The organism is Pseudomonas sp. Marseille-Q5299, assembly GCF_943737035.1.
Taxonomy (GTDB): Bacteria; Pseudomonadota; Gammaproteobacteria; order Pseudomonadales; family Pseudomonadaceae; genus Aquipseudomonas; species Aquipseudomonas putida_E.
The window spans coordinates 461422-484122 of sequence record NZ_CALSFR010000003.1 but is presented as its reverse complement, the minus strand read 5'-3'; the positions used below and the strand labels follow the sequence as shown (position 1 = coordinate 484122).

The following is a 22701-nucleotide window of genomic DNA, read 5'->3' as shown; positions in this document are numbered from 1 at the left end:
CTGTGGTCGCCCGACGTAGCGCTGGGGTAGACTCGCAGCCCTTGTCCCGCGGCCAGTGATGCTTTCCCGATGCTCGAACAGTACGTCAAGAAGATCCTCACCTCGCGCGTCTACGACGTCGCTGTCGAAACCCCGCTGCACAGCGCCGGGCAACTGAGCAAGCGCCTGGGCAACCAGATTCTGCTCAAGCGTGAAGACCTGCAGCCGGTGTTCTCCTTCAAGATCCGTGGGGCGTACAACAAGCTGGCGCAACTGAGCCCGGAAGAACTGGCCCGCGGCGTGGTCACCGCCTCGGCCGGCAACCATGCACAGGGGCTGGCCCTGGCAGCCCGCGAGCTGGGCATCAAGGCCACCATCGTGATGCCCAAGACCACCCCGGAGATCAAGATCGAAGGCGTACGCTCGCGTGGCGGCAAGGTGGTATTGCATGGCGACTCGTTCCCCGAGGCGCTGGCCTACTCGCTGAAACTGGTCGATGAGAAGGGCTTCGTCTATATCCACCCTTATGACGACCCGCACACCATTGCCGGGCAAGGCACCGTGGCCATGGAAATCCTGCGCCAGCACCCAGGCCGGCTGGATGCGATCTTCGTGCCGGTGGGCGGCGGTGGGCTGATCGCCGGCATCGCCGCCTACGTGAAATACCTGCGCCCGGAAATCAAGGTGATTGGCGTCGAACCGGATGACTCCAATTGCCTGCAGGCAGCCATGGCCGCTGGCGAGCGCGTGGTGCTGCCGCAGGTTGGGCTGTTCGCCGATGGCGTGGCCGTGGCCCAGATCGGTCAGCATACCTTCGACATCTGCCGCTTGCATGTGGATGAAGTGATCACCGTCAGCACTGACGAGATCTGTGCAGCAATCAAGGATATCTACGACGATACCCGCTCGATCACCGAACCTGCAGGTGCCTTGGGTGTCGCTGGCATCAAGAAGTATGTGGAGCTCAACGGCGTCAGCGGGCAAACGCTGGTGGCTATCGACTCGGGCGCCAACGTCAACTTCGACCGCCTGCGTCACGTCGCCGAGCGTGCCGAGCTGGGCGAGAAGCGCGAAGCGATCATCGCCGTGACCATCCCCGAGCGGCCGGGCAGCTTCAAGGCGTTCTGCGAGGCCATCGGCAAGCGCCAGATCACCGAATTCAACTACCGCAAGCACACATCCGACGAAGCCCATATCTTCGTTGGCGTGCAGACCCATCCGGAGAACGACCCACGCGCTGCGTTGGTGCAGCAACTGACCGAGCAGGGTTTCCCTGTTACCGACCTGACTGACAACGAACTGGCCAAGATGCACATCCGCCACATGGTGGGTGGCCATTCGGCCGGTGCACGCGACGAGATCGTGCTGCGCTTCGAGTTCCCTGAGCGGCCGGGGGCGCTGTTCAACTTCCTCAACAAGCTGGGCGGGCGCTGGAACATCTCGATGTTCCACTACCGCAACCACGGCGCCGCCGACGGGCGTGTGGTGGCCGGGTTGCAGGTGCCGGAGGACGAACGCCACCTGGTGCCGGCGGCGCTGGCCAAGATTGGGTATCCGTACTGGGATGAGACCGACAATCCCGCTTACCGGCTCTTCCTGGGTTGAGCGACTAAGCTTGGCGAACCCCCCAAGGATGTGAAGACATGGAACACCTGACCACCCTCAAGGCCCTGCACCTCATTGCCACCGCCCTGTTATTGCTGGGCGCACTGGGTTTGGCGATCTGGACCGTACGCGCCCGGCGTCAAGGCGACGCCCAGGCTTATGGCAAGCTGCTGCGTCGGCCTTTGGTGTTCGTCTGGCTGGTGATGGGCGTGAGCCTGCTGAGCATGCCGTTCACCGGTTGGTGGCTGGTTCACCTGGTAGGTTGGCCGCTGGGGCAGACCTGGGTGCTGGCGTCCAGCGTCATCTATACCCTCGGTGCGCTCGCCGCGTGGTGGCTGCTGGTGCGTCTGAACCGGCTGCGCAAGGCTGAGGCGGTGGGTTTGCGGTTTACCCTGGCCCTGGCGGTCTTCAGCGGTGTCTGCTTCCTGTCCATCGCCGGGTTGATGGGCGCCAAGCCGGTCTGAAGCTGGCCGGGCCGCTCTGCAGCCCCAAAAAGGCTCAGTCCCTAAGCGAAATCACCGGCCACCCGCGCCGCTCAGCCTCAGCCTGCAGGTTAGGGTCCGGGTCCACCGCGACAGCATGTGACACCCGCTGCAACAGCGGCAAGTCATTCATCGAGTCGCTATAGAAGTAGCTGTCTTGCAGGTCGAACCCGTTCTCCAGCATCCAGCGTTCCAGCCTCGTCACCTTGCCTTCACGGAAGCACGGTATATCGGTACTGCGCCCGGTATAGCGGCCATCGCGTGTTTCGCATTCGGTCGCCAATAGCGTGCGAACGCCCAGACGGCGGGCAATCGGCGCGGTGACGAAACGGTTGGTGGCGGTGATGATTACCAGTTGGTCGCCTGCCTCACGATGTTGCTGCAGCAGGGCCAGGGCCTTGGGCAGGATGATCGGCTCGATGCAGTCGCGCATGAATTCGCGGTGCCATTGGTCGAGCTGGGCGGGTTCGGTGGCTGCGAGGATTTCCATGGAAAAGGCCAGGTAGGCCTGCAGGTCGAGGGTGCCGTTCAGGTAATCCTGGTAGAAGGCATCGTTGCGTTGTTTGTACGCGATCGGGTCAAGAATCCCCCGTTCGCACAGGTAATCACCCCACGCGTGGTCACTGTCGCCACCGAGGAGGGTATTGTCCAGGTCGAATAAAGCCAGGCGCATTGCGGTTACTCGCGTCAGCCATAGGGAAGGCCCGCAGAATACGGAGTTTTCACCTCGCTGCACATAAGCGTGGCGGGCGCGTTGCTGCGCTCGCAGGCTTTGTGGAACAATGCGGTGACATGCGTTTGCGAGGTTGCTGCCGTGATCGACCCGGATGGTTTTCGCCCAAATGTCGGGATCATTCTCACGAATGATGCCGGGCAGGTGCTATGGGCTCGGCGGATCAACCAGGATGCCTGGCAATTCCCTCAGGGTGGTATCAACCCTGACGAGACGCCGGAAGATGCCCTGTACCGCGAGCTGAACGAAGAAGTTGGCCTTGAACGCGATGATGTGGAAATTCTTGCCTGCACCCGCGGCTGGTTGCGTTATCGTTTACCCCAGCGTCTGGTACGTACCCACAGCCAACCGCTGTGTATCGGCCAGAAGCAGAAATGGTTTTTGCTGCGCCTGGTGAGCAATGAGCAACGGGTGCGGATGGACCTGACCGGCAAGCCTGAATTCGATGGCTGGCGCTGGGTCAGCTATTGGTACCCGCTGGGCCAGGTGGTGACCTTCAAGCGTGAAGTGTATCGCCGCGCCCTGAAAGAGCTAGCACCGCGTCTTTTGACGCGCGACTGACGACGGAGTTCGACCCCGAGCCATGCTCAATACGCTGCGCAAGATCGTCCAGGAAGTGAACTCCGCCAAAGATCTCAAGACGGCGTTGGGGATCATTGTCTTGCGCGTCAAGGAGGCCATGGGCAGCCAGGTCTGCTCGGTCTACCTGCTCGACCCGGAAACCAACCGCTTCGTGTTGATGGCCAGCGAAGGCCTCAACAAGCGATCCATCGGCAAGGTCAGCATGGCCCCCAACGAAGGCCTGGTTGGTCTGGTCGGTACCCGGGAAGAGCCGCTGAACCTGGAAAACGCCGCTGATCACCCACGGTACCGCTACTTCGCTGAAACGGGCGAGGAGCGTTTCGCGTCCTTCCTGGGTGCACCGATCATCCACCACCGTCGTGTGGTCGGCGTGCTGGTCATTCAGCAGAAAGAACGCCGCCAGTTCGACGAGGGTGAAGAAGCTTTCCTGGTCACCATGAGCGCTCAACTCGCCGGGGTTATCGCTCACGCCGAGGCCACCGGCTCGATTCGTGGCCTGGGCCGCCAGGGCAAGGGCATCCAGGAAGCGCGCTTCGTCGGCGTACCAGGCTCGCCGGGTGCTGCCGTCGGCCGAGCCGTGGTCATGTTGCCGCCTGCCGACCTTGAGGTGGTGCCGGACAAGACGGTCGAAGACATCGACGCTGAACTCAAACTGTTCCACAACGCCCTCGAGGGCGTGCGCGCCGACATGCGCAAGCTTTCGGCCAAACTGGCCACCCAGTTGCGCCCGGAAGAACGCGCGCTGTTCGACGTGTACCTGATGATGCTTGAGGACGCAGCCCTCGGCGGTGAGGTGACTGACGTCATCAAGACCGGCCAGTGGGCCCAGGGCGCCCTGCGCCAGGTGGTCGGCGAGCACGTCAGCCGGTTCGAACTGATGGACGACGACTACCTGCGCGAACGCGCCTCGGACGTGAAAGACCTCGGTCGCCGTCTGCTGGCCTACCTCCAGCAAGCCCGTTCGCAATCGCTGGTGTATGCCGACAACACCATCCTGGTCAGCGAGGAACTGACCCCGGCGATGCTGGGTGAGGTGCCGGAAGGCAAGCTGGTGGGCCTGGTCTCGGTGCTGGGCTCGGGCAACTCCCACGTTGCCATCCTGGCCCGTGCCATGGGTATCCCGACGGTGATGGGCCTGGTCGACCTGCCGTATTCCAAGGTCGATGGTATCGAGCTGATCGTCGATGGCTACAAGGGCGAGGTGTTCACCAACCCCAGCGACGTGCTGCGCAAGCAATACAGCGAGGTGGTCGAAGAAGAGCGTCAGCTGGCCCAGGGCCTGGATGCGTTGCGCGAACTGCCTTGCATCACCCCGGACGGTCATCGCATGCCGCTGTGGGTCAACACCGGCCTGCTTGCCGACGTGGCCCGTGCCCAGCAGCGGGGCGCCGAAGGGGTGGGCCTGTACCGCACAGAAGTGCCGTTCATGATCAACCAGCGCTTCCCCAGCGAAAAAGAGCAGTTGGCCATCTATCGCGAGCAGTTGGCGGCGTTTCACCCGCTGCCGGTGACCATGCGTACCCTCGACATCGGCGGGGACAAGGCGCTGTCCTACTTCCCGATCAAGGAAGAAAACCCGTTCCTGGGGTGGCGTGGCATCCGCGTGACCCTCGACCACCCGGAAATCTTCCTGGTCCAGACCCGCGCCATGCTCAAAGCCAGCGAAGGCCTGAACAACCTGCGCATTCTGCTGCCGATGATCTCCGGCATTCACGAACTGGAAGAGGCGCTGCACCTGATTCACCGCGCCTGGGGCGAGGTGCGTGACGAAGGCACGGACGTGCCGATGCCACCGGTTGGCGTGATGGTCGAGATCCCGGCCGCGGTTTACCAGACCAAGGAGCTGGCGCGTCAGGTGGATTTCCTTTCGGTAGGCTCCAACGACCTGACCCAGTACCTGCTGGCAGTGGACCGCAACAACCCGCGGGTTGCCGACCTTTACGACTACCTGCACCCGGCAGTGCTGCAAGCCTTGAACACCGTGGTGCGTGATGCCCATGGCGAGGGCAAGCCAGTCAGTATCTGCGGCGAGATGGCCGGTGATCCGGCAGCAGCGGTCCTGTTGATGGCCATGGGCTTCGACAGCTTGTCGATGAACGCCACCAACCTGCCGAAGGTGAAGTGGATGCTGCGCCAGATAAACATGAGCAAGGCTAAGGAGCTGCTGGCCGATGCCCTGAGCCATGACAACCCGCAGGTTATCCACAGCTCGTTGCAATTGGCGCTGAAGAACCTGGGGCTGGCGCGGATGATTGGGCCAGAGGCCAACAAGACCCTGTGAATTCTGGGGCCGCTTTGCGGCCCTTTCGCGACACAAGGCCGCTCCTACAGGCGACGCGACCCTTGTAGGAGCGGCCTTGCGTCGCGAAAGGGCTGCAAAGCAGCCCCATGGCCCTCAAACCCAAAGCTCAACCTCCCCCAAGTGCCCCCCAAAAGGCCCGAAACTGCGCTCGACAAGCCGTCTTTTACCCTGATCATCCACGATCAGCACCGTACTGGCCCGCGTCCCATAATTCTGGCTGGCAATAAACACACTCGACAGCAGCTTCTCTGTCGCCACCCCCACGCCAGTTTCCGGCAGCTCTGCCTCAGGCGCCGTCTCACCATCGGCCAGCAACGCCATCAAACGCTGTGGGTCTGCTGACCCCAGTAACCGTTCCAGCCCGTCGCGCGCCTTGACCAGCTTGGGCCACGGCGTATCCAGCCCGGCATTGGAAAGCCCATACACCCCAGCCGCCAGCAAGCGCGGCGCCGCGTCTCGAGCGTGCAGATACCCCAGGCGCACACCATCGCCCACCAGCAGGTTGAACCCCGAATACTGCTTGCTGCGGCTGGCGACCTGGTCCAGATAGGCCTCGACCCCAAGTTCACCCTGCAGGTATGCCGCCACCAGCTCGCCGCGTGAGCGGGGGCCCAACGGCTGCCCTGGGTCGCGAATGTTGGTCAGCGCGGCGAACCGCCCCTGCGGCCCCACGCCCAGCCAGGTACCACCGGCCTCCAGATCACGCCCTGCATGCACGCCGGGCGCATCTTCCCAGGCTGCCAGCGCCTGCGTGGGCCGGGCATAGAACTCGTCGCGGTTGGCCGCCACGATCAGCGGCAGGGCATGCCCTGGCCGCCAGGCGAATACGATCAGGCACATAGGTTGGGCCTCTGGGTTTTTTGCCACTCTACCCACTGCGGCGGCGCCGATCCATCCTGTCACAGAGTTCACTAGAGCCCCGAGCCCGGCTTCCGTTACCATGCCGGATTGTTTTTTCGGGGACGACGAATGGAGTTCGCACTCTATCTGCTTCTGGGCGCCTGTGCCGGCGTGCTGGCCGGGCTGTTCGGCGTGGGCGGCGGCATCATCATCGTGCCGGTGCTGGTGTTCAGCTTCACCCTGCAGGGCTTCGACGCTTCGGTGCTCACTCACCTGGCGGTGGGTACCTCGCTGGCAACCATCGTCTTCACATCGATCAATGCCGTGCGCGAGCACCATCGTCGGGGCGCGGTGCAGTGGCCGATCTTCGCCTGGATGACCGTGGGTATCCTGCTGGGCGCCGGGGTGGGCGCGAAGACGGCTTCGCTTATCCAGGGCCCGCTGTTGCAGAAGATCATCGGCGTATTCGCGCTGATCATTGCCGCGCAGATGGCACTGGACCTCAAGCCCAAGGCCAGCCGCGGCATTCCCGGCAAGCCCGCACTGATCGGTGCCGGTGGCGTGATCGGTTGGGCCTCGGCGATCTTCGGCATCGGCGGTGGTTCGTTGACCGTGCCATTCCTGACCTGGCGCAGCCTGCCGATGCAGCAGGCGGTGGCCACGTCTTCGGCCTGCGGCCTGCCGATTGCCGTGGCCAGCGCCCTGAGTTTCATGTGGCTGGGTTGGCACGATGAGCATCTGCCAGCCCATAGCGTGGGCTTCGTGTACCTGCCAGCGCTGGTCGGCATTGCCGTGACCAGCATGTTTTTCGCCCGCTTCGGCGCGCGGCTGGCGCACAAGTTGTCGCCCCGCCTGCTCAAGCGTTTGTTCGCCGCGCTGCTGTTTAGCGTAGGCCTGAGCTTTTTGATTTGAAACCAGAGGAATATCCATGCTGCCTTACCCGCAGATAGACCCCGTGGCCGTTGCGCTCGGGCCGCTGAAAATCCATTGGTACGGCCTGATGTACCTGATCGGCATTGGTGGCGCGTGGCTGCTCGCCTCGCGCCGGCTCAACCGTTTCGACCCCACCTGGTCGCGTGAAAAGCTCTCTGACCTGGTGTTCTGGTTGTCGATGGGGGTGATCGTCGGCGGGCGCTTGGGTTATGTGCTGTTCTACGACCTGCACGCCTACCTGGCCAACCCGACGTTGATCTTCGAGGTATGGAAGGGTGGCATGTCGTTCCACGGCGGCTTCATCGGCGTGATGCTGGCGGCCTTGTGGTTCGGCAAGCGCAACAACAAGTCATTCTTCGAACTGATGGACTTCGTCGCACCGCTGGTGCCGATTGGCCTGGGGGCAGGGCGTATCGGCAACTTCATCAACGCCGAATTGTGGGGCAAGCCGACCGACGTGCCGTGGGCGATGATCTTCCCGCCGTTCAGCGACCCGGCCCAGCTGCCGCGCCACCCATCGCAGCTGTACCAGTTCGCCCTGGAAGGCGTGGCGTTGTTCGCGATCCTCTGGCTGTTCTCGCGCAAGCCGCGCCCGACCATGGCGGTTTCCGGGATGTTCGCCCTGTTCTACGGCATCTTCCGCTTCATCGTCGAATTCGTCCGCGTGCCGGATGCCCAGCTGGGCTACATTGCCTGGGGCTGGCTGACCATGGGTCAGATACTCTGCATCCCGATGATTCTGGCCGGCCTCGGATTGATCTGGTGGGCTTATAATCGCAAACCCACGGCGAAACCCGCCATCTGATTCCCAACGGCAGGGGCGATCCCCCTGCCGTTCTTGCTACAGGTAAGCCATGAAACAGTATCTGGACCTGGTCCGTGACGTCATCGAAAACGGCACTCTGCAGGAAAACCGCACGGGCATCCGCACCATCAGCCTGCCGGGCGCCATGCTGCGCTTCGATCTGCAAAAGGGCTTTCCGGCCATCACCACGCGCAAGCTGGCATTCAAGTCTGCCATCGGCGAAATGGTCGGCTTCCTGCGTGGCGTGAAGAACGCGGGTGAATTCCGCGAACTGGGCTGCAAGGTGTGGGATCAGAACGCCAACGAGAACGCCCAGTGGCTGGCCAACCCGTTCCGCCAGGGCCATGACGACCTCGGCGAGATTTACGGTGTGCAGTGGCGCCAGTGGCCGGGCTACAAGCGCATCCCGCTGAGCAACCCGGCAGCGATCGAGATGGCCGAAAAAGCGGGCTTTCGCAGGATTGCCCAGGACGAGGAAGATGGCCAGGCGTTCGTCGTGCTGTACAAGGCCATCGACCAAGTGCGTCAGTGCCTGGACACCATAGCCAACGACCCGGGCAGCCGGCGCATCCTGTTCCATGGCTGGAACTGCGCGCAGCTGGACGAAATGGCGCTGCCGCCGTGCCACCTGCTGTACCAGTTCCACCCCAATGTCCAGACCAGGGAAATCTCCCTGACGCTCTACATCCGCTCCAATGACTTGGGCCTGGGCACACCGTTCAACCTCACCGAAGGTGCGGCGCTGCTGTCGCTGTTCGGCCGCCTGACGGGCTATACGCCGCGCTGGTTCACGTACTTCATTGGCGATGCCCATGTGTACGAAAACCATCTGGACATGCTTAACGAGCAACTCAAGCGCGAGCCGCTGGAAGCACCGAAGCTGGTGATCAGCGACCGCGTGCCTGCGTTCGCCGAGACGGGCAAGTACGAGCCAGAATGGCTGGAGAAGATCGAACCGAGCGATTTCAGCCTGGAAGGCTATGAGCACCATGCACCGATGACGGCGCCGATGGCGGTCTGATTCGCGCAAATGCCCAGGGCTGCGCAGCAGCCCCAGCGGCTTCAATGCCCGTGGCTACGCCCCACGTGCGAATGCTCGGTATCCGGCACGGATACGGCTCCGTTCACCTCCAAACGCTGCAAGATCGCGCATTCCTCTCCCTGCGCACTGCACCGTCTGCGTAACTCCACCAGTTGCTCCTGCAATGCCACCAGGCCATCGATCCGCGCCTGCACGTGTTCGATATGTTCGTCTATCAACGCATTGACGCTGCCACATGAGCCCGCCGGGCTATCGCGCAGGCGCAAAAGGCTGCGTATTTCGTCCAGGGTCATGTCCAGGGTGCGGCAGTTGCGGATAAAGGTCAGCCGCTCGACATGGGCCTGGGTGTACAGCCGGTAATTACCGTCGGTACGCGCTGGCTCTGGCAGTAGCTGCTCACGCTCGTAATAACGAATGGTCTCCACCGCACAGTCGGTGGCTTTGGCCAGTTCTCCGATTTTCATGGCGATTCTCCATCAGGTGGCTTGACCCTATAGTGGCTACAGGGTGTTCACTTGGCAACAGGTGCTCACTAAGGATGACCCCATGAACCAGCCTGTCAGCCACGAACACGTGCATGACCATGACCACGTCAACGCCGGTAAAAGCCATTGCCACGACGCACATGCGCACAGTTGCTGCGGTTCCAGTGCGGCGCCTGCGTTTGTGCAATTGAGCGAAAAGGCCAGTGACCAGGCCCGGCTCAGCCGTTTTCGCATACAAGCCATGGACTGCCCGACAGAACAGACCTTGATCCAGGACAAGCTCGGCAAGCTGGCCGGCATCGAGCAGCTGGAGTTCAACCTGATCAACCGCGTGCTGGGCGTGCGCCATACCTTGGATGGCACTGCTGAGATCGAGCGGGCCATCGAAAGCGTGGGCATGAAGGCAGAACCGCTGGCTGTAGAGGATGAGGGTGGCGTGATCGCACCCGCGCCAGCCAAGACTCGCTGGTGGCCATTGGCATTGTCCGGCATCGCGGCGATCGCCGCTGAAATCATCCATTTCAGCGCGCTGGCGCCCGAGTGGGTGGTAGCCGCGCTGGCGCTGGCAGCGATCCTTGGCTGTGGCCTGGGCACCTACAAGAAGGGCTGGATTGCCCTTAAAAACCGCAACCTGAACATCAACGCGCTGATGAGCATTGCCGTGACCGGTGCCGTGCTGATCGGCCAGTGGCCTGAGGCGGCCATGGTCATGGTGCTGTTCACCATCGCCGAACTGATCGAGGCACGTTCACTTGACCGTGCGCGCCATGCCATCAGTGGCCTGATGCAGCTTACGCCGGACATGGCCACGGTGCAGCAGGCTGACGGCCAATGGCGTGAGGCCGAGGTGCGCCACGTAGCGATCGGTGCGCTCGTGCGGGTACGCCCCGGTGAGCGTATCGGCCTGGACGGTGAAGTGGTCAGTGGGCAATCCAGCGTCGATCAGGCACCGATCACCGGCGAGAGCCTGCCTGTGGACAAGGCCCCTGGCGACAAGCTGTTCGCCGGCACCATCAACCAGGCCGGCGCTCTGGAGTACCGGGTAACTGCAGTGGCAGGGCATTCCACATTGGCCCGTATCATCAAGGCCGTGGAGCAGGCGCAGGGCGCTCGAGCGCCTACCCAGCGTTTCGTCGATACCTTCTCGCGCATCTACACGCCTGTGGTGTTCGCCCTGGCTTTGGCCGTAGCGCTCATCCCGCCGCTGTTCATGGCCGGCGCCTGGTTCGACTGGGTCTACCGCGCCTTGGTGCTGTTGGTGGTGGCCTGCCCATGTGCCCTGGTGATTTCCACCCCGGTGACCATTGTCAGTGGCCTGGCGGCTGCGGCGCGCAAGGGCATCCTGATCAAGGGGGGGGTGTACCTGGAAGGGGGCCGCAAGCTGGACTTCCTGGCCCTGGACAAGACTGGCACTCTCACCTACGGCAAGCCGGTGCAGACCGATACCAAGGTGCTAGACCCATTGTTCGAAGGCCGCGCCCAGGCACTGGCGGCAAGCCTGGCCGAGCGCTCAGACCACCCGGTATCGGCTGCCATCGCCCAGTTGGCCAGGGCGCAGGGGCTGGCCCTGAGTGAGGTCAGCGCGTTCGCTGCCTTGGCGGGGCGCGGTGTGCGTGGTGACATCGATGGCGAAACCTATCACCTGGGCAACCATCGTCTGGTCGAAGAGCTGGGCTTGTGCTCACCGCAGCTCGAAGCACAGTTGGACCAACTCGAGCGCCAAGGCAAGACCGTGGTGCTGTTGCTCGACCGCTCTGGCCCGCTGGCGCTGTTTGCCGTTGCCGACACGGTCAAGGACAGCAGCCGTGAGGCCATCGCCGAGCTGCACGCGCTGGGCATCAAGACTGTCATGCTTACCGGCGACAATCCCCATACCGCCCAGGCCATCGCTGCCCAGGTCGGTATCGACCGCGCCGAAGGCAACCTGCTCCCTGCCGACAAGCTGAGCACGATCGAGCAGCTCTACGCCCAGGGGCACCGGGTTGGCATGGTCGGTGATGGCATCAACGATGCGCCGGCGCTGGCCCGTGCCGAGATCGGTTTCGCCATGGCGGCTGCCGGTACCGACACCGCCATCGAGACCGCCGATGTGGCGCTGATGGATGACGACTTGCGCAAAATCCCGGCCTTCGTCAGGCTGTCGCGGCAAAGTGCGGCGATCCTTAAGCAGAACATCGTGCTGGCGTTGGGCATCAAGGCCATCTTCCTGGCAATCACCTTTGCCGGCATGGCCACGCTGTGGATGGCGGTGTTCGCCGACATGGGCGTAAGCCTGCTGGTGGTGTTCAACGGCCTGCGCCTTTTGCGCAAGTAGCAGCCGCAAGCTACAAGCTGATCGAGGTGGAATCGAGACTTATGAAACTACACAGCGCTGCCTCTGCTTACGGCTGCTTTTGCGGCTGCGGAGCCCAGCAATGCTGAGTGCCGAGCTCAAAGCCTTCTACATGGTGGCCCGCCTGGGCAGCATCACACTGGCGGCGAAGAAGCTTGGCCTCAGCCAGCCGACGGTGACCACCCAGATCCGCAACCTCGAAAGCCAGTACGCGGTGGAGCTGTTCTACCGCGGCGGCCGGCGCCTGGTACTGAGCGAGGAGGGCGTGCGCCTGCTGCCAATGGTCAAGGCGCTGCTGCAACAGGAAGCCGACATCGAGTTCGAGCTGCGCAACAGCGGCCATGCCCAAGGCAACCTGCGCATCGCTGCCACTGCGCCGTACTACATACTCGATCTGGTGAAGATCTTCCGTGAGCGCTTGCCACAGGTGGGCGTGGCCGTGGAGATCGGTAATTCGCAGCAGGTGCTGGAGATGCTGGAGGACTACCGCGTCGATCTCGCCGCCTCGTCACAGTTGGTGGAGGATGCTCGCCTGGTGAGGCGCGTGCTGGGCACTGACCCGCTGGTGGTGGCGGTGCACCGCAATCACCCGCTGGCGCAGCGTCAGGTGGTGTCTATCGAGGTGGTGGCAGGGCAATGCCTGCTGATGCGCGAGAAAGGTTCGACCACGCGCAAACTCACCGAAGAAATGATGCACGGCGCTGGGGTGAAGGCCGAAGCGGTGCTGGAAATCGGCAGCCGCGAGTCGATCCGTGAGGCGGTGCTGCGCAATATCGGCATCAGCGTGATTGCCCGGCACGAGGTGCCGCACAACTCGGAGCTGCGGGTGCTGACACTGGAAGATGCGCCGGTGATGCATGAGTACCTGTACTGCCTTAAGGAAAGACGCCAGGCCCGGTTGCCGGCAGCCTTCCTCGGGGTGGCGCAGGAAGTGGTGGGGTCGCAGTTCTGAACCTGCAACGTCACTACAAAATTTGCCTATACCACTATCGCCCGCCTTTGCCTCGCCGCCACAGAACCTTCGCACAGCCTTTCTAGCATGGCCACATCTGCTCGATGAGGCTTTGCCATGAACCACGCCACCCCGGGCGCACAAATGAAAGTGCGCGGTATCCACAAGCGTTTCGGCGCCTTCACGGCGTTGAACGATGTCTCCCTGGACATCGCCGCCGGCGAGCTGGTTTGCCTGCTCGGCCCTTCCGGCTGCGGCAAGACCACCCTGCTGCGCTGCATCGCAGGGCTGGAACGCCAAGACCGTGGCGAGTTGTACATCGGTGAGCGTGACATCAGCGAATTGCCCCCACAGGCCCGTGACTACGGCATCCTCTTTCAATCCTACGCGCTGTTCCCCAACCTCACCGTCGAAGCCAACATTGCCTACGGCCTGAACCGCAGTGGCCGTGAAGAAAGCCGCCAGCGCGTAGCCGAGATGCTGGACCTGGTAGGCCTGGCCGGCAGTGAAAAGAAATACCCCGGGCAATTGTCCGGGGGGCAACAGCAGCGGGTTGCGTTGGCCCGTGCCCTGGCCCCGTCGCCTTCGCTGCTGTTGCTCGACGAGCCTATGTCGGCGCTGGATGCGCGTGTGCGTGAGCACCTGTGTACCGAACTTCGACAGCTGCAGCGTCAACTGGGTATCACCACGCTGATGGTCACCCACAACCAGGACGAAGCCATGCTGATGGCCGACCGCATTGCGGTGATGAACAACGGCCAGGTCGAGCAGTACGCCACCCCTCAGGAAATCTACGATCAGCCGTCCACGCCGTTCGTTGCCGAGTTCGTTGGCCAGGGCAACTGGCTGCCGTTTCAGCGTACTGGCGACAGCCATGCCCAGGTGGGCGCCATGAGCATGCGCCTGGCAGCGGGTGCGCCGCGGGCCAGCAGCGGCCGGTTGTTCTGCCGCCCGGAGGCCATCACTGTCAACCCGGTGGTGCATGAAGAAAACCTGTTCCCGGCCAAGGTCCGCGAAATCACATTCCTCGGCAACCGCTGCCGCATGAGCTTTGAATTCAAGGCCCTGCCGGGCCATCCGCTGCTCGCCGAACTGGCGCCAGAAGCCATGCCACACTTGGGCTCGCAGGACATCTGGGTGGCCCTGCCGCCGCAGAGCCTGCAGGTGTTTGCCTGAGATGGCCGCGCCCATGCCTTTGCCGCTGGCCCAGCCCAAGCACACAGCGCGCAATGATGTTGCATTCGGTGATCGGCTGTTCGTCGTCGGTGGCAAGTGCCTGCTGCTGGCCTTGCTGTTGCTGGCGGTGCTGATGCCGTTGCTGGCGATCTTCTGGCGCGGCTTCAGCGGCGATGCCGGCCAGGGTGGCGGTCTGCTGGCGGCCCGTGAACTGTTTGCCAGTGACAACTTCCACTGGCTGCTTGGCAACAGCTTGTCGGTTGCCTTCACGGTTGCCGCGATCGTGGTCCCCCTGGCATACCTGTTCGCTTATGCCTTGCAGCGCACGCTGATACCGGCCAAGGGGCTGTGGCGGGGTATCTCGCTGCTGCCACTGCTGGCGCCGTCGATGTTGCCGGCGATTGCCCTGGTCTACCTGTTCGGTAACCAAGGCCTGCTGCGCGGGTTGCTCAGTGACAACATCTATGGCTTCTGGGGCATTGTCCTGGGGGAGGCCATCTACACCTTCCCGCATGCGCTGATGATCCTGCTGTCGGCCTTGTCGCTGGCCGATGCACGGTTGTTCGATGCCGCCTCCAGCATGGGGGCCGGGGCGTCGCGGGCGTTTCGCAGCATTACCTGGCCGGCAACGCGCCAGGCGGTGTTCGCGGCGTTCTGCCTGGTGTTCACCCTGACCATCACCGATTTCGGTGTACCGGTGGTTGTCGGTGGCGACTACCAGGTGCTGGCGCTCGAGGCCTACAAGGCGGTCGTCGGCCAGCAGCAGTTCGGCCGGGGTGCATTGATCGGCATGGTGCTGCTGGTGCCGGCATTGCTGAGCTTTGCGGTCGATGCCTGGCTGCGTCGCCGTCAGGGCGAGGCCATGAGTGGTCGTGCCCAGGTATTCGAACCCAAGCCGTCGCCCGGGCGTGATGCCTGTTATCTGGTGATCGTCCTGCTGGTATGCACGGTGCTGGTGGGCGTGATCGGCATGGCGGTGTACTCGTCACTGGTGACCTTCTGGCCCTACAACCTGACCTTGTCGTTCAAGCACTACATGTTCGAAGACACCGCCGGCGGTGGCTGGCTGGCCTATCGCAACAGCGTGACCATGGCCGTCGGCACCGCGCTGATCGGCAGCATGGTGATCTTTGCCGGTGCCTACCTGATGGAGAAAACCCAGGGCCAGCGTTTGCTCAACCAGGCCCTGCGCCTGCTCAGCTTCATCCCCATGGCGGTACCGGGGTTGGTGCTGGGCCTGGGCTATGTCTTCTTCTTCAACCTCAATGGCAACCCACTGCACGTTTTCTATGGCGGCATGGGGCTGTTGGTGGTGTGCACCATCGCCCACTACCTGACCACTGCGCAGATGACCGCAACCACGGCGTTGCGCCAGCTCGATGGCGAGTTCGAGGCCGCCGCGCTGTCGCTCAAGGCGCCGTTGTACAAGCACTTCGTGCGGGTGACCGTGCCGATCTGCCTGCCAGCACTGCTGGACATCATCCGTTATCTGTTCGTCTCGGCCATGACCACGGTATCGGCGGCAATCTTCCTGTACAGCCCCGACACCATCCTGGCCGCCGTCGCGGTGCTGAACATGGACGATGCCGGCAATGTCGGCGGCGCTGCCGCCATGTCGACCTTGATCCTGCTGACCAGTGCGGCTGCATCGCTGCTGCTGGCCGGCGCTTCCCGCGGCCTGCTGCGCCGCTCCCAGGCCTGGCGCCAGCGCGCTCCCGGCCATTGACCGACTGCCCACACTGACAGGAAACGCATCATGTTCAAGCCCCTCGCACTTGCCGCTGCCGTGACCGCTGTATTCAGCCTGCAGGCTTCGGCCGCCACTACGCAGCTGACCGTCTACACCGCCCTGGAAGCCGAGCAGCTCAAGACCTACAAGCAGGCCTTCGAAAAGGCCAACCCGGACATCGAAATCAAGTGGGTGCGTGACTCCACCGGCATCATCACTGCCAAGCTGCTGGCCGAGAAAGAGCGCCCGCAGGCCGATGCGGTGTGGGGGCTGGCGGCTTCCAGCCTGGCCATCCTCGACCAGAACGGCATGCTCGAAGCCTATGCACCGAAAGACCTGGGCAAGATCTCCGCCAACTACCGTGACGCCGCCAACCCTCCGGCGTGGGTCGGCATGGACGTTTGGGCCGCGACGATCTGCTTCAATACCATCGAGGCCCAGAAGCAGGGCCTGAGCAAACCGGTGAGCTGGCAGGACCTGACCAAGCCGGAGTACAAGGGCAAGATCGTGATGCCGAACCCGGCGTCGTCCGGTACCGGTTTCCTGGATGTGAGCGCGTGGCTGCAGACCTTTGGCGAGCCTCAGGGCTGGGCCTATATGGACGCGCTGCACCAGAACATCGGCCAGTACGTCCATTCCGGCTCCAAGCCTTGCAAACTGGCAGCGGCAGGGGAGTTCCCGATCGGTATCTCCTTCGAGTACCCGGCGGTGCAGCTCAAGCGCCAGGGCGCGCCACTGGATATCGTACTGCCCAAGGAAGGCCTGGGCTGGGAGATCGAGGCGACTGCAGTGATCAAAGGTTCACCGAAGGCTGATGCCGCCAAGCGGCTGGCGGATTTCTCGGCAAGCCCTGCGGCCATGGAACTGTACAAAGAGAACTTCGCTGTACTCGCTGCCCCGGGTATTGCCAAACCGCAAACCGAGCTCCCCGCGGACTACGAGCAGCGCCTGATCAAGAACGACTTCGCCTGGGCTTCGAAGAACCGCGACCAGATCCTGGCCGAGTGGCGCAAGCGTTATGACGGCAAGTCGGAGAAGGTGGCGCAGCAGTAAGCTCTGCGGGGCCTGTGCCCTCAGGTTGGCAGTGCCAAACCTGAGGGCGCGGGTTTACCCGCGATCAGGCTGGAACAGGCAGCTCAAATCTGCAATACCAGTGCTTCCAGCTGTTCCTGCCGCTCAGTCTGGTTCACTCGCGCCCCCGGATTGAGCGTCGACCACTGCGGATGCGCCCGCGCTTTGTTCAGCGCCTCGGGAAGCTTGCCTTCACGCCAGGTTTTCTCGTCCGGCTCATTCAGGCGAATACTGTTCTGTGCCGCATGCCCGCGGCTATCCAGTGCTGCCATCAACTGTTGCTGACGCAACGCCAATAGGCGCAACACCGTGTCATCCACCGTCAGCTCGCGCTGGCCCTTCAGTTTACCCATCAACCGTGCGCCATAGTTGCGTGCAGTCTGCAGGGCTCCGCCGGCAATGGCTCCGGCCAAGGCGGCAGCACCGAGCGTAAGGCCACCGACCAGCAGGTCGACCCCCGCGCCGGCCGCAGCCCCTGCCGCCACGCCGCTGCCCAGGCGTACGCCCAATAGCTTCAAGGTTTCGGGGTTGAACAGGTCATCGCCCCAGCGCCCGTTCAACAGCGGCAGGTCACCGGCATTGGCATCTTCGCGACGGAAACCGTAGAGCTTCAGAAGCGCTTCGACGCAGCGCTGTTCTCGCTGGCGCACCTCCTGGCGCAAGGTCTCGATGGCCTTGGCTTCAGCCGCTGGTTCAGCTTCGACGCTGCGCCGACATGCTGCGCAGTCGAGCAGCAGCTCAGCGATCAGCCGTTTACCGCTGTGCTGGCGGGCCAGCCGCTGTGCCTGCTGGTCGTCGATCAGCCGCTGCAGGGCGGGGCGGGCGTCTTCCAGCAGCAATGCCAAGCTCTCGTAAAGGCGGCGCTCGCCGTCTTCAGGGGGCGCAACGCTGTCGAACCTTACCAGCGCATGCAGCCCGAGGCGGGCCAGGGCCTCGCGCCATTCAGGTTCGCGATGCTGGCTGCTGGCGACGAAGTTGAGCACCGGCAGCAATGGCTTGCCGCAACTGGCCAGCACCTCCAGTTCGTCGCGGTATTTGGCCAGCACCGGCTCGCGCGCGTCGATCACATACAGGCCGGCATTGCTTGCCAGCAACTGGCGCAGCACCTTGGCTTCCTGCTCGAAGCGCTGGCGTGCTTCGCTGCCCTGCAGAAAGCGCTCCAGCCGTGCCGGGCCGTCCAGGCGCTCGCCCGGCCGTTCGAGGCGTTCCAGGTAGTCGAGCAAGGCAATGGCATCTTCCAGCCCGGGGGTATCGTAGAGCTCAAGCAGCGGCTCACCGTCCACCGAAAGGCGCGCGCCCTCGACGTGGCGGGTGGTGCTCGGGCGATGAGACACCTCACCGAAGCCGACATCGCGGGTCAGGGTGCGCAGCAGCGAGGTCTTGCCGACATTGGTGTGGCCGACCACGGCCAGTTTCAGGGGCTCAGTCATGGCCATGCTCCAGCCAGCTCATGGGGGCGGTGTCGGCGTGGGGCAGGCCCAGGCGGTCGAGGGCTTCATGCCAGTCCCCCAGGCGCTCGGCGTCCAGGACCTGGCCTGGGGCAGCCTGCAACAACCAGATGCGCGTGGCACCGGCATTGCGTGCCAACTCTGCCAGAAGTGCCAGGCTGCCGCGGTCAGGTGAGCGGCGGGGGTCGCAGGCGATGGCCAGGCGTGCCGGAGGGAAGCGGCTCAACTGCTCGAGCAGCCGGTTGCGCGATTCACGGCTGTCGAGTACGCCGGCGTCGGTCACCCCCTTGGCCAGCGCAGGCGGCCATGGGCGCTGGTCGTCCAATTCGAGGCCGACCAGCAAGGCTCCACTGCTGCCGGTTTCCAGTTGACCTGCCTGGAACTGTGGCAACGCTTCGGGGGCGGTGTCCTGCACACCAATCCGTTCGCTGCGGGGCATCAGTGCATCGCGCAGTTGGGCATAGCCGGGCAGGCTGAGGTCCAGGGCCAGGCGTCGGCGACCTTGGTACCAGCGCCAAAGGCACAAGCCAGCCAACAGCAGGCGCGGCAGCAGGCCATAAACCAACACTACGCCCAGCAGCCAGCTGGCCCAGGCCTGGCGGGCGATATCAACGGCAAGCTGGGTGTCGCCGCTGGCGCGGATCATGCCCTCGTCCGGCACGGCAAAGCCGAGCAATGAGGGCAGGGCACCAAGCGTTTGGGTAAGGGTGATGAAGGGCTCGGGGGCGAGCAGGGTGGTTTCCCAGACGAAGCCGTAGCGCCGGGTGGCAAGCAACACCAGCAGTAGTGTCAGCGCACTGAGCATGGCCGTCAGCCACAAGCTGTGTACGAGCAGGCCAAGCAACCAGCGGTTGAGGCGCTGGCGCTGCAGTAGCACCAGCAGTGCTGGCGCCAGGTGTACGGCCTTGGCGTCGCGCGCGAAGCGTTCGCTCAGCCAGAGCCACAGCCGTCCGAGGCTGGCGCCATGTTCGCCACTCAAGGCCAGCCCGGCGGCCCAGCCCAGAAGCATCAGCAGGTTGAGCCCGAGCAGGCTGCCCAGCGCCCAGAACACGTTGACCGGGCGCAGGCCATCGCCGAGGGCGGCAAAGGCAAGGCCCGCGCCGCTGAGTATGGCCAACAGCAGCAACGCCAGCAGGGCCAGGCGTGCGCCTTGTTTCCAGTGCTGCAGGGCAGTGGTCATGCCATCGCGTTCGGCCAGGAACAGTGCGCGCGCTTCGATGCGGGCTGCCAGGTCGCCGCCCTGCTGGCGGGCGTGGCGGTTGGCTTCCTGATCCTCCAGGGGGCCGGCGTGTTCCTCGCGCAGGCGCACCGCTTCGGTGAGCCAGCGCTTGTCCAGTGGAGTATGTCCAGTCACAGGGTATTCCATTGCACACGGTTCAGGGCGCAAGCATAACCCACCATGGGTTTGCTATCCTCGCCGGCATGACTACTTCACTCCCCCTCAGCCTGATTGCGGCCCTCGCCGAGAACCGCGTCATCGGCATCGACAACACCATGCCCTGGCACTTGCCGGGGGATTTCAAATATTTCAAGGCCACCACCTTGGGCAAGCCGATCATCATGGGCCGCAAGACCTGGGACTCGCTGGGCAGGCCGCTGCCGGGGCGCCTGAACATCGTGGTCAGCCGTCAGGCCGGCTTGGTGCTGGCCGGGGCCGAAGTGTTCGCTTCGCTCGAAGATGCGCTGGAGCGCGCTGAGCAGTGGGCACGTGAGCAGGGTGTTGACGAACTGATGCTGATCGGCGGCGCACAGTTGTACGCTCAGGCCCTGGAAAAGGGCTTGGTGAACCGTATGTATCTGACCCGGGTGGAGCTTTCGCCGCAAGGGGATGCGTGGTTCCCGGAGTTCGACAAGGCGCAGTGGCAGCTGGCATCGAGTGAGCCGCAGGCAGAAGCGGACAAGCCTGCGTATCACTTCGAGGTGTGGGACAAGTCTTGAAGTGGTTGGGGCTGCGCAAGCAGCCCCGTCTATATCAGGATTGGCTCAGCTCGGCATGCTCTTCGCCGGCCAGCACATCCTTGTCGGTTTCTTTCAACAACTGGCTGGTCACCACGCCCGCCGTCATCGAGCCGTTCACGTTCAAGGCCGTTCGGCCCATGTCGATCAGCGGCTCAACCGAAATCAGCAGTGCCACCAGCTCGACCGGCAGCCCCATCGCTGGCAGCACGATCAGCGCTGCGAAGGTCGCACCGCCGCCCACGCCGGCAACGCCAGCGGAACTCAAGGTCACGATGGCCACCAAGGTCGCGATCCACAGCGGGTCGAAGGTGTCGATACCCACTGCCGGGGCCACCATCACCGCCAACATGGCCGGGTAGAGCCCGGCGCAGCCATTCTGGCCAATGGTTGCACCGAACGAGGCGCTGAAGCTGGCGATCGACTGTGGTACGCCCAGGCGACGGGTCTGCGCCTCGATGTTCAACGGGATGCTCGCCGCGCTGGAGCGGCTGGTGAAGGCGAAGGTCAGCACCGGCCATACCTTGCGCAAGAAGCGCAGCGGGCTGACGCCGGTTGCGGCCAGGATGATGCCGTGCACCACGAACATCAGGCCCAGGCCGATGTACGACACGACGACGAAACTGCCGAGCTTGAGGATGTCGTCCAGGTTAGAGCTGGCCACCACTTTGGTCATCAGCGCCAGCACGCCGTACGGGGTCAGCTTCATCACCAGGCGCACCAGGCGCATTACCCAGGCCTGCAGGGTATCGATGGCCGAAAGGGCGCGTGCGCCCTTCTCGGAGTCATCCTTGATCAGCTGCAGCGCGGCCAGCCCGACGAACACTGCGAAGATCACCACGCTGATGATCGAGGTCGGCTTGGCCCGTGCCAGGTCGCCTACCGGATTGCTTGGGATGAACGAAAGCAGCAGTTGCGGGATGTTGAGGTCGGCGACCTTGCCGGCATAGTCACTGTGGATGGCCTGCAGGCGTGCGCTTTCCTGTACGCCTGCCACCAGCCCCTCGGCGCTCAGGCCGAACAGATTGGTCAGGGCGATACCGATCAGCGCAGCGATGGCAGTGGTCAGCAGCAGTGTGCCGATGGTCAGGACGCTGATGCGGCCAAGCGCGGAGGCGTTGTGCAGGCGGGCCACGGCGCTGAGGATCGAGGCGAAGATCAGCGGCATGACGATCATCTGCAGCAAGCCGACATAGCCGTTGCCGACCAGATCCAGCCAGCCGATGGTGGCCTTTAGTACCGGGTGGCCGGCACCGTAGAGGGTGTGCAGCACCAGGCCGAAGCCCACACCCAATGCCAGGCCGAGCAGGACTTTCTTGGCCAGGCTCCAGTCGGTATGGCGAGTTTGCGCCAGGCCCAGCAGCAAGGCCAGGAACACCAGCAGGTTGAGAGACAGCGGCAGGTTCATTGAAGCTCCAGGAAAAAGCAGAAGAGGCATCGCCTCTGTGAGCGATTGCGAACGGAAATGCTAACAGCCTGAAAACAAACGAATTTATACCCAAAGGTAATTTGCTTAGTCGTTTATGGAATAACAGGTGGTCGCAAATAGCAATGAACACTACGTTTACAATTGTATGAGCGTCGCAGTGGAGGGGCGCTCGGGTGGTTTGATGGTCTAGTTTTTCCCGATCATTTCAGGGGATTCGTACATGAGGTTTGCTCCGAAAGCCTTGGCCATCGGTTTGTCCCTGCTGTTCAGTATCGAAAGCGGAGCCACTGAGCTCAAGCATTAGCCAGCCGAGGCGGCCAAGCAGGCGGCGATCCTCACGTATATCGATGAGTGGAAGAAGCCGGTGCTGGTGGGCGGTGATACCCCGGCCAGTGATGGCTACATGCAGTTTCAGGGCGTGGATATTGACAGGGGCGGTATCCACCTGTGGATAAACCGCAAGGCCAATTACATGGACCAGTTGAACGGGATGATCGCCAGGAACGCGGTGGCCCAGGCCAAGGCGGGGTTGCCGGTGACAGCGGACAAGAACTGGGTGATCGTCACGCCGGAGCAGATTCAGTAGGCCATTGGATGCCTGTGCAGGCCCACATGGACCGCGCAGTTCCTGAGGTCTGCGCTGTACCTGTGGGAGACTCTATGGTTATCAGCAAGCCATTTTCGCGCCTTTGGTGACCTATTCGTTCTGATTTTTCCTCAGGGCGAATGCCACTCGTGCGAATTTTCTAGCCAGGATTATCTTTGCGGGGCTTTCTTTTGAGTCTTGCATCGGATTTACCGGCCCTATCGCCGGCAAGCC

19 protein-coding genes and 1 pseudogene are annotated in these 22701 nt (G+C 63.3%); 14 read left to right on the top strand and 6 right to left on the bottom strand.

Annotation, left to right across the window (positions count from 1 at the left end; translation table 11 throughout):
* The first annotated feature begins 69 nt into the window (after nucleotides 1-69).
* Together ilvA and NGJ21_RS10830 are read left to right on the top strand one after the other, a co-directional pair.
* Nucleotides 70-1584 (top strand): threonine ammonia-lyase, biosynthetic, encoded by a 1515-nt coding sequence (gene ilvA / locus NGJ21_RS10835; protein WP_115273341.1) that lies wholly within the window; start codon nucleotides 70-72, stop codon nucleotides 1582-1584.
* A 38-nt stretch (nucleotides 1585-1622) separates the two neighbouring features.
* Nucleotides 1623-2048, top strand: a complete 426-nt coding sequence (locus NGJ21_RS10830; RefSeq protein WP_251962095.1) for a DUF2269 family protein — start codon at nucleotides 1623-1625, stop codon at nucleotides 2046-2048.
* Between the two features lie 34 nt (nucleotides 2049-2082).
* Here the strand turns inward: NGJ21_RS10830 and NGJ21_RS10825 are convergent, their stop codons facing one another.
* Nucleotides 2083-2739, bottom strand: a complete 657-nt coding sequence (locus NGJ21_RS10825) for a histidinol-phosphatase (protein ID WP_115273343.1) — start codon at nucleotides 2737-2739, stop codon at nucleotides 2083-2085.
* A 141-nt stretch (nucleotides 2740-2880) separates the two neighbouring features.
* On the opposite strand from NGJ21_RS10825, the gene NGJ21_RS10820 reads away from it, so the two are divergent.
* Nucleotides 2881-3360 (top strand): RNA pyrophosphohydrolase, encoded by a 480-nt coding sequence (locus NGJ21_RS10820; protein ID WP_003249017.1) that lies wholly within the window; start codon nucleotides 2881-2883, stop codon nucleotides 3358-3360.
* Nucleotides 3361-3382: 22 nt separating this feature from the next.
* On the top strand, nucleotides 3383-5662 hold the full coding sequence (gene ptsP / locus NGJ21_RS10815) for a phosphoenolpyruvate--protein phosphotransferase (RefSeq protein ID WP_046787005.1): 2280 nt from the start codon (nucleotides 3383-3385) through the stop codon (nucleotides 5660-5662).
* 114 nt (nucleotides 5663-5776) lie between these two features.
* Here ptsP and NGJ21_RS10810 read toward each other — a convergent pair whose 3' ends face one another.
* Nucleotides 5777-6523 (bottom strand): NRDE family protein, encoded by a 747-nt coding sequence (locus NGJ21_RS10810; RefSeq protein ID WP_174141037.1) that lies wholly within the window; start codon nucleotides 6521-6523, stop codon nucleotides 5777-5779.
* Nucleotides 6524-6652: 129 nt separating this feature from the next.
* Between NGJ21_RS10810 and NGJ21_RS10805 the strand changes: the two genes are divergently transcribed.
* Genes NGJ21_RS10805 through NGJ21_RS10795 form a run of 3 tightly spaced genes read left to right on the top strand, consistent with a single transcriptional unit; the run spans nucleotide 6653 to nucleotide 9282 of the window.
* Nucleotides 6653-7435 (top strand): sulfite exporter TauE/SafE family protein, encoded by a 783-nt coding sequence (locus NGJ21_RS10805; RefSeq protein ID WP_174141036.1) that lies wholly within the window; start codon nucleotides 6653-6655, stop codon nucleotides 7433-7435.
* Between the two features lie 16 nt (nucleotides 7436-7451).
* Nucleotides 7452-8261, top strand: coding sequence for a prolipoprotein diacylglyceryl transferase (lgt, locus tag NGJ21_RS10800; RefSeq protein ID WP_046787008.1), 810 nt, complete (start codon nucleotides 7452-7454; stop codon nucleotides 8259-8261).
* A 49-nt stretch (nucleotides 8262-8310) separates the two neighbouring features.
* Nucleotides 8311-9282 carry a thymidylate synthase gene (locus NGJ21_RS10795; protein WP_012312270.1) on the top strand — a complete coding sequence of 324 codons (972 nt, stop codon included), beginning with the start codon at nucleotides 8311-8313 and terminating at the stop codon, nucleotides 9280-9282.
* A 41-nt stretch (nucleotides 9283-9323) separates the two neighbouring features.
* Here the strand turns inward: NGJ21_RS10795 and cadR are convergent, their stop codons facing one another.
* The gene (gene cadR, locus NGJ21_RS10790; RefSeq protein WP_119688108.1) at nucleotides 9324-9767 is read right to left on the bottom strand and encodes a cadmium resistance transcriptional regulator CadR; all 444 of its coding nucleotides are present in this window, start codon (nucleotides 9765-9767) and stop codon (nucleotides 9324-9326) included.
* Between the two features lie 82 nt (nucleotides 9768-9849).
* Between cadR and NGJ21_RS10785 the strand changes: the two genes are divergently transcribed.
* The 5 genes from NGJ21_RS10785 to NGJ21_RS10765 all read left to right on the top strand — a co-directional run bounded on the left by NGJ21_RS10785 (nucleotide 9850) and on the right by NGJ21_RS10765 (nucleotide 17030).
* Nucleotides 9850-12102, top strand: coding sequence for a heavy metal translocating P-type ATPase (locus NGJ21_RS10785; RefSeq protein ID WP_251962094.1), 2253 nt, complete (start codon nucleotides 9850-9852; stop codon nucleotides 12100-12102).
* A 100-nt stretch (nucleotides 12103-12202) separates the two neighbouring features.
* Nucleotides 12203-13072: a LysR substrate-binding domain-containing protein gene (locus NGJ21_RS10780; RefSeq protein WP_046787012.1), complete on the top strand. Its 870-nt coding sequence runs from the start codon at nucleotides 12203-12205 to the stop codon at nucleotides 13070-13072.
* 117 nt (nucleotides 13073-13189) lie between these two features.
* Nucleotides 13190-14248, top strand: a complete 1059-nt coding sequence (locus NGJ21_RS10775) for a putative 2-aminoethylphosphonate ABC transporter ATP-binding protein (RefSeq protein ID WP_046787013.1) — start codon at nucleotides 13190-13192, stop codon at nucleotides 14246-14248.
* A gap of 1 nt (nucleotide 14249) precedes the next feature.
* A complete protein-coding gene (locus tag NGJ21_RS10770; RefSeq protein ID WP_251962093.1) occupies nucleotides 14250-15974 on the top strand; it encodes a putative 2-aminoethylphosphonate ABC transporter permease subunit in 1725 nt (574 codons plus the stop codon).
* Nucleotides 15975-16004: 30 nt separating this feature from the next.
* Nucleotides 16005-17030: a putative 2-aminoethylphosphonate ABC transporter substrate-binding protein gene (locus NGJ21_RS10765; protein ID WP_046787015.1), complete on the top strand. Its 1026-nt coding sequence runs from the start codon at nucleotides 16005-16007 to the stop codon at nucleotides 17028-17030.
* An 83-nt stretch (nucleotides 17031-17113) separates the two neighbouring features.
* On the opposite strand, the gene NGJ21_RS10760 is transcribed toward NGJ21_RS10765, so the two are convergent.
* Nucleotides 17114-18478: a GTPase/DUF3482 domain-containing protein gene (locus tag NGJ21_RS10760; RefSeq protein WP_115273348.1), complete on the bottom strand. Its 1365-nt coding sequence runs from the start codon at nucleotides 18476-18478 to the stop codon at nucleotides 17114-17116.
* Nucleotides 18471-19862, bottom strand: coding sequence for a DUF2868 domain-containing protein (locus NGJ21_RS10755; RefSeq protein ID WP_174141033.1), 1392 nt, complete (start codon nucleotides 19860-19862; stop codon nucleotides 18471-18473). Before NGJ21_RS10755 ends, NGJ21_RS10760 begins: the two co-directional genes overlap by 8 nt.
* A gap of 56 nt (nucleotides 19863-19918) precedes the next feature.
* On the opposite strand from NGJ21_RS10755, the gene NGJ21_RS10750 reads away from it, so the two are divergent.
* Nucleotides 19919-20434: a dihydrofolate reductase gene (locus NGJ21_RS10750; RefSeq protein ID WP_115273350.1), complete on the top strand. Its 516-nt coding sequence runs from the start codon at nucleotides 19919-19921 to the stop codon at nucleotides 20432-20434.
* Between the two features lie 34 nt (nucleotides 20435-20468).
* Here the strand turns inward: NGJ21_RS10750 and NGJ21_RS10745 are convergent, their stop codons facing one another.
* A complete protein-coding gene (locus NGJ21_RS10745) occupies nucleotides 20469-21860 on the bottom strand; it encodes an L-cystine transporter (protein WP_046787019.1) in 1392 nt (463 codons plus the stop codon).
* Between the two features lie 334 nt (nucleotides 21861-22194).
* Here NGJ21_RS10745 and NGJ21_RS10740 point away from each other — a divergent pair.
* A pseudogene (locus tag NGJ21_RS10740) lies at nucleotides 22195-22467 on the top strand (haloacid dehalogenase-like hydrolase); the annotation flags it as partial.
* Between the last annotated feature and the right edge of the window lie 234 nt (nucleotides 22468-22701).

Excerpts from the sequence above, each read along its gene's own strand:
- ptsP (WP_046787005.1), top strand. The coding sequence starts at position 3,383 with ATGCTCAATACGCTGCGCAAGATCGTCCAGGAAGTGAACTCCGCCAAA.
- ilvA (WP_115273341.1), top strand. The coding sequence starts at position 70 with ATGCTCGAACAGTACGTCAAGAAGATCCTCACCTCGCGCGTCTACGAC.
- NGJ21_RS10765 (WP_046787015.1), top strand. The coding sequence starts at position 16,005 with ATGTTCAAGCCCCTCGCACTTGCCGCTGCCGTGACCGCTGTATTCAGC.
- NGJ21_RS10745 (WP_046787019.1), bottom strand. The coding sequence starts at position 21,860 with ATGAACCTGCCGCTGTCTCTCAACCTGCTGGTGTTCCTGGCCTTGCTG.
- NGJ21_RS10805 (WP_174141036.1), top strand. The coding sequence starts at position 6,653 with ATGGAGTTCGCACTCTATCTGCTTCTGGGCGCCTGTGCCGGCGTGCTG.
- NGJ21_RS10755 (WP_174141033.1), bottom strand. The coding sequence starts at position 19,862 with ATGGAATACCCTGTGACTGGACATACTCCACTGGACAAGCGCTGGCTC.
- NGJ21_RS10825 (WP_115273343.1), bottom strand. The coding sequence starts at position 2,739 with ATGCGCCTGGCTTTATTCGACCTGGACAATACCCTCCTCGGTGGCGAC.
- NGJ21_RS10750 (WP_115273350.1), top strand. The coding sequence starts at position 19,919 with ATGACTACTTCACTCCCCCTCAGCCTGATTGCGGCCCTCGCCGAGAAC.
- NGJ21_RS10760 (WP_115273348.1), bottom strand. The coding sequence starts at position 18,478 with ATGACTGAGCCCCTGAAACTGGCCGTGGTCGGCCACACCAATGTCGGC.
- NGJ21_RS10785 (WP_251962094.1), top strand. The coding sequence starts at position 9,850 with ATGAACCAGCCTGTCAGCCACGAACACGTGCATGACCATGACCACGTC.
- NGJ21_RS10780 (WP_046787012.1), top strand. The coding sequence starts at position 12,203 with ATGCTGAGTGCCGAGCTCAAAGCCTTCTACATGGTGGCCCGCCTGGGC.
- NGJ21_RS10795 (WP_012312270.1), top strand. The coding sequence starts at position 8,311 with ATGAAACAGTATCTGGACCTGGTCCGTGACGTCATCGAAAACGGCACT.
- NGJ21_RS10770 (WP_251962093.1), top strand. The coding sequence starts at position 14,250 with ATGGCCGCGCCCATGCCTTTGCCGCTGGCCCAGCCCAAGCACACAGCG.
- cadR (WP_119688108.1), bottom strand. The coding sequence starts at position 9,767 with ATGAAAATCGGAGAACTGGCCAAAGCCACCGACTGTGCGGTGGAGACC.
- NGJ21_RS10830 (WP_251962095.1), top strand. The coding sequence starts at position 1,623 with ATGGAACACCTGACCACCCTCAAGGCCCTGCACCTCATTGCCACCGCC.
- NGJ21_RS10775 (WP_046787013.1), top strand. The coding sequence starts at position 13,190 with ATGAACCACGCCACCCCGGGCGCACAAATGAAAGTGCGCGGTATCCAC.
- NGJ21_RS10810 (WP_174141037.1), bottom strand. The coding sequence starts at position 6,523 with ATGTGCCTGATCGTATTCGCCTGGCGGCCAGGGCATGCCCTGCCGCTG.
- lgt (WP_046787008.1), top strand. The coding sequence starts at position 7,452 with ATGCTGCCTTACCCGCAGATAGACCCCGTGGCCGTTGCGCTCGGGCCG.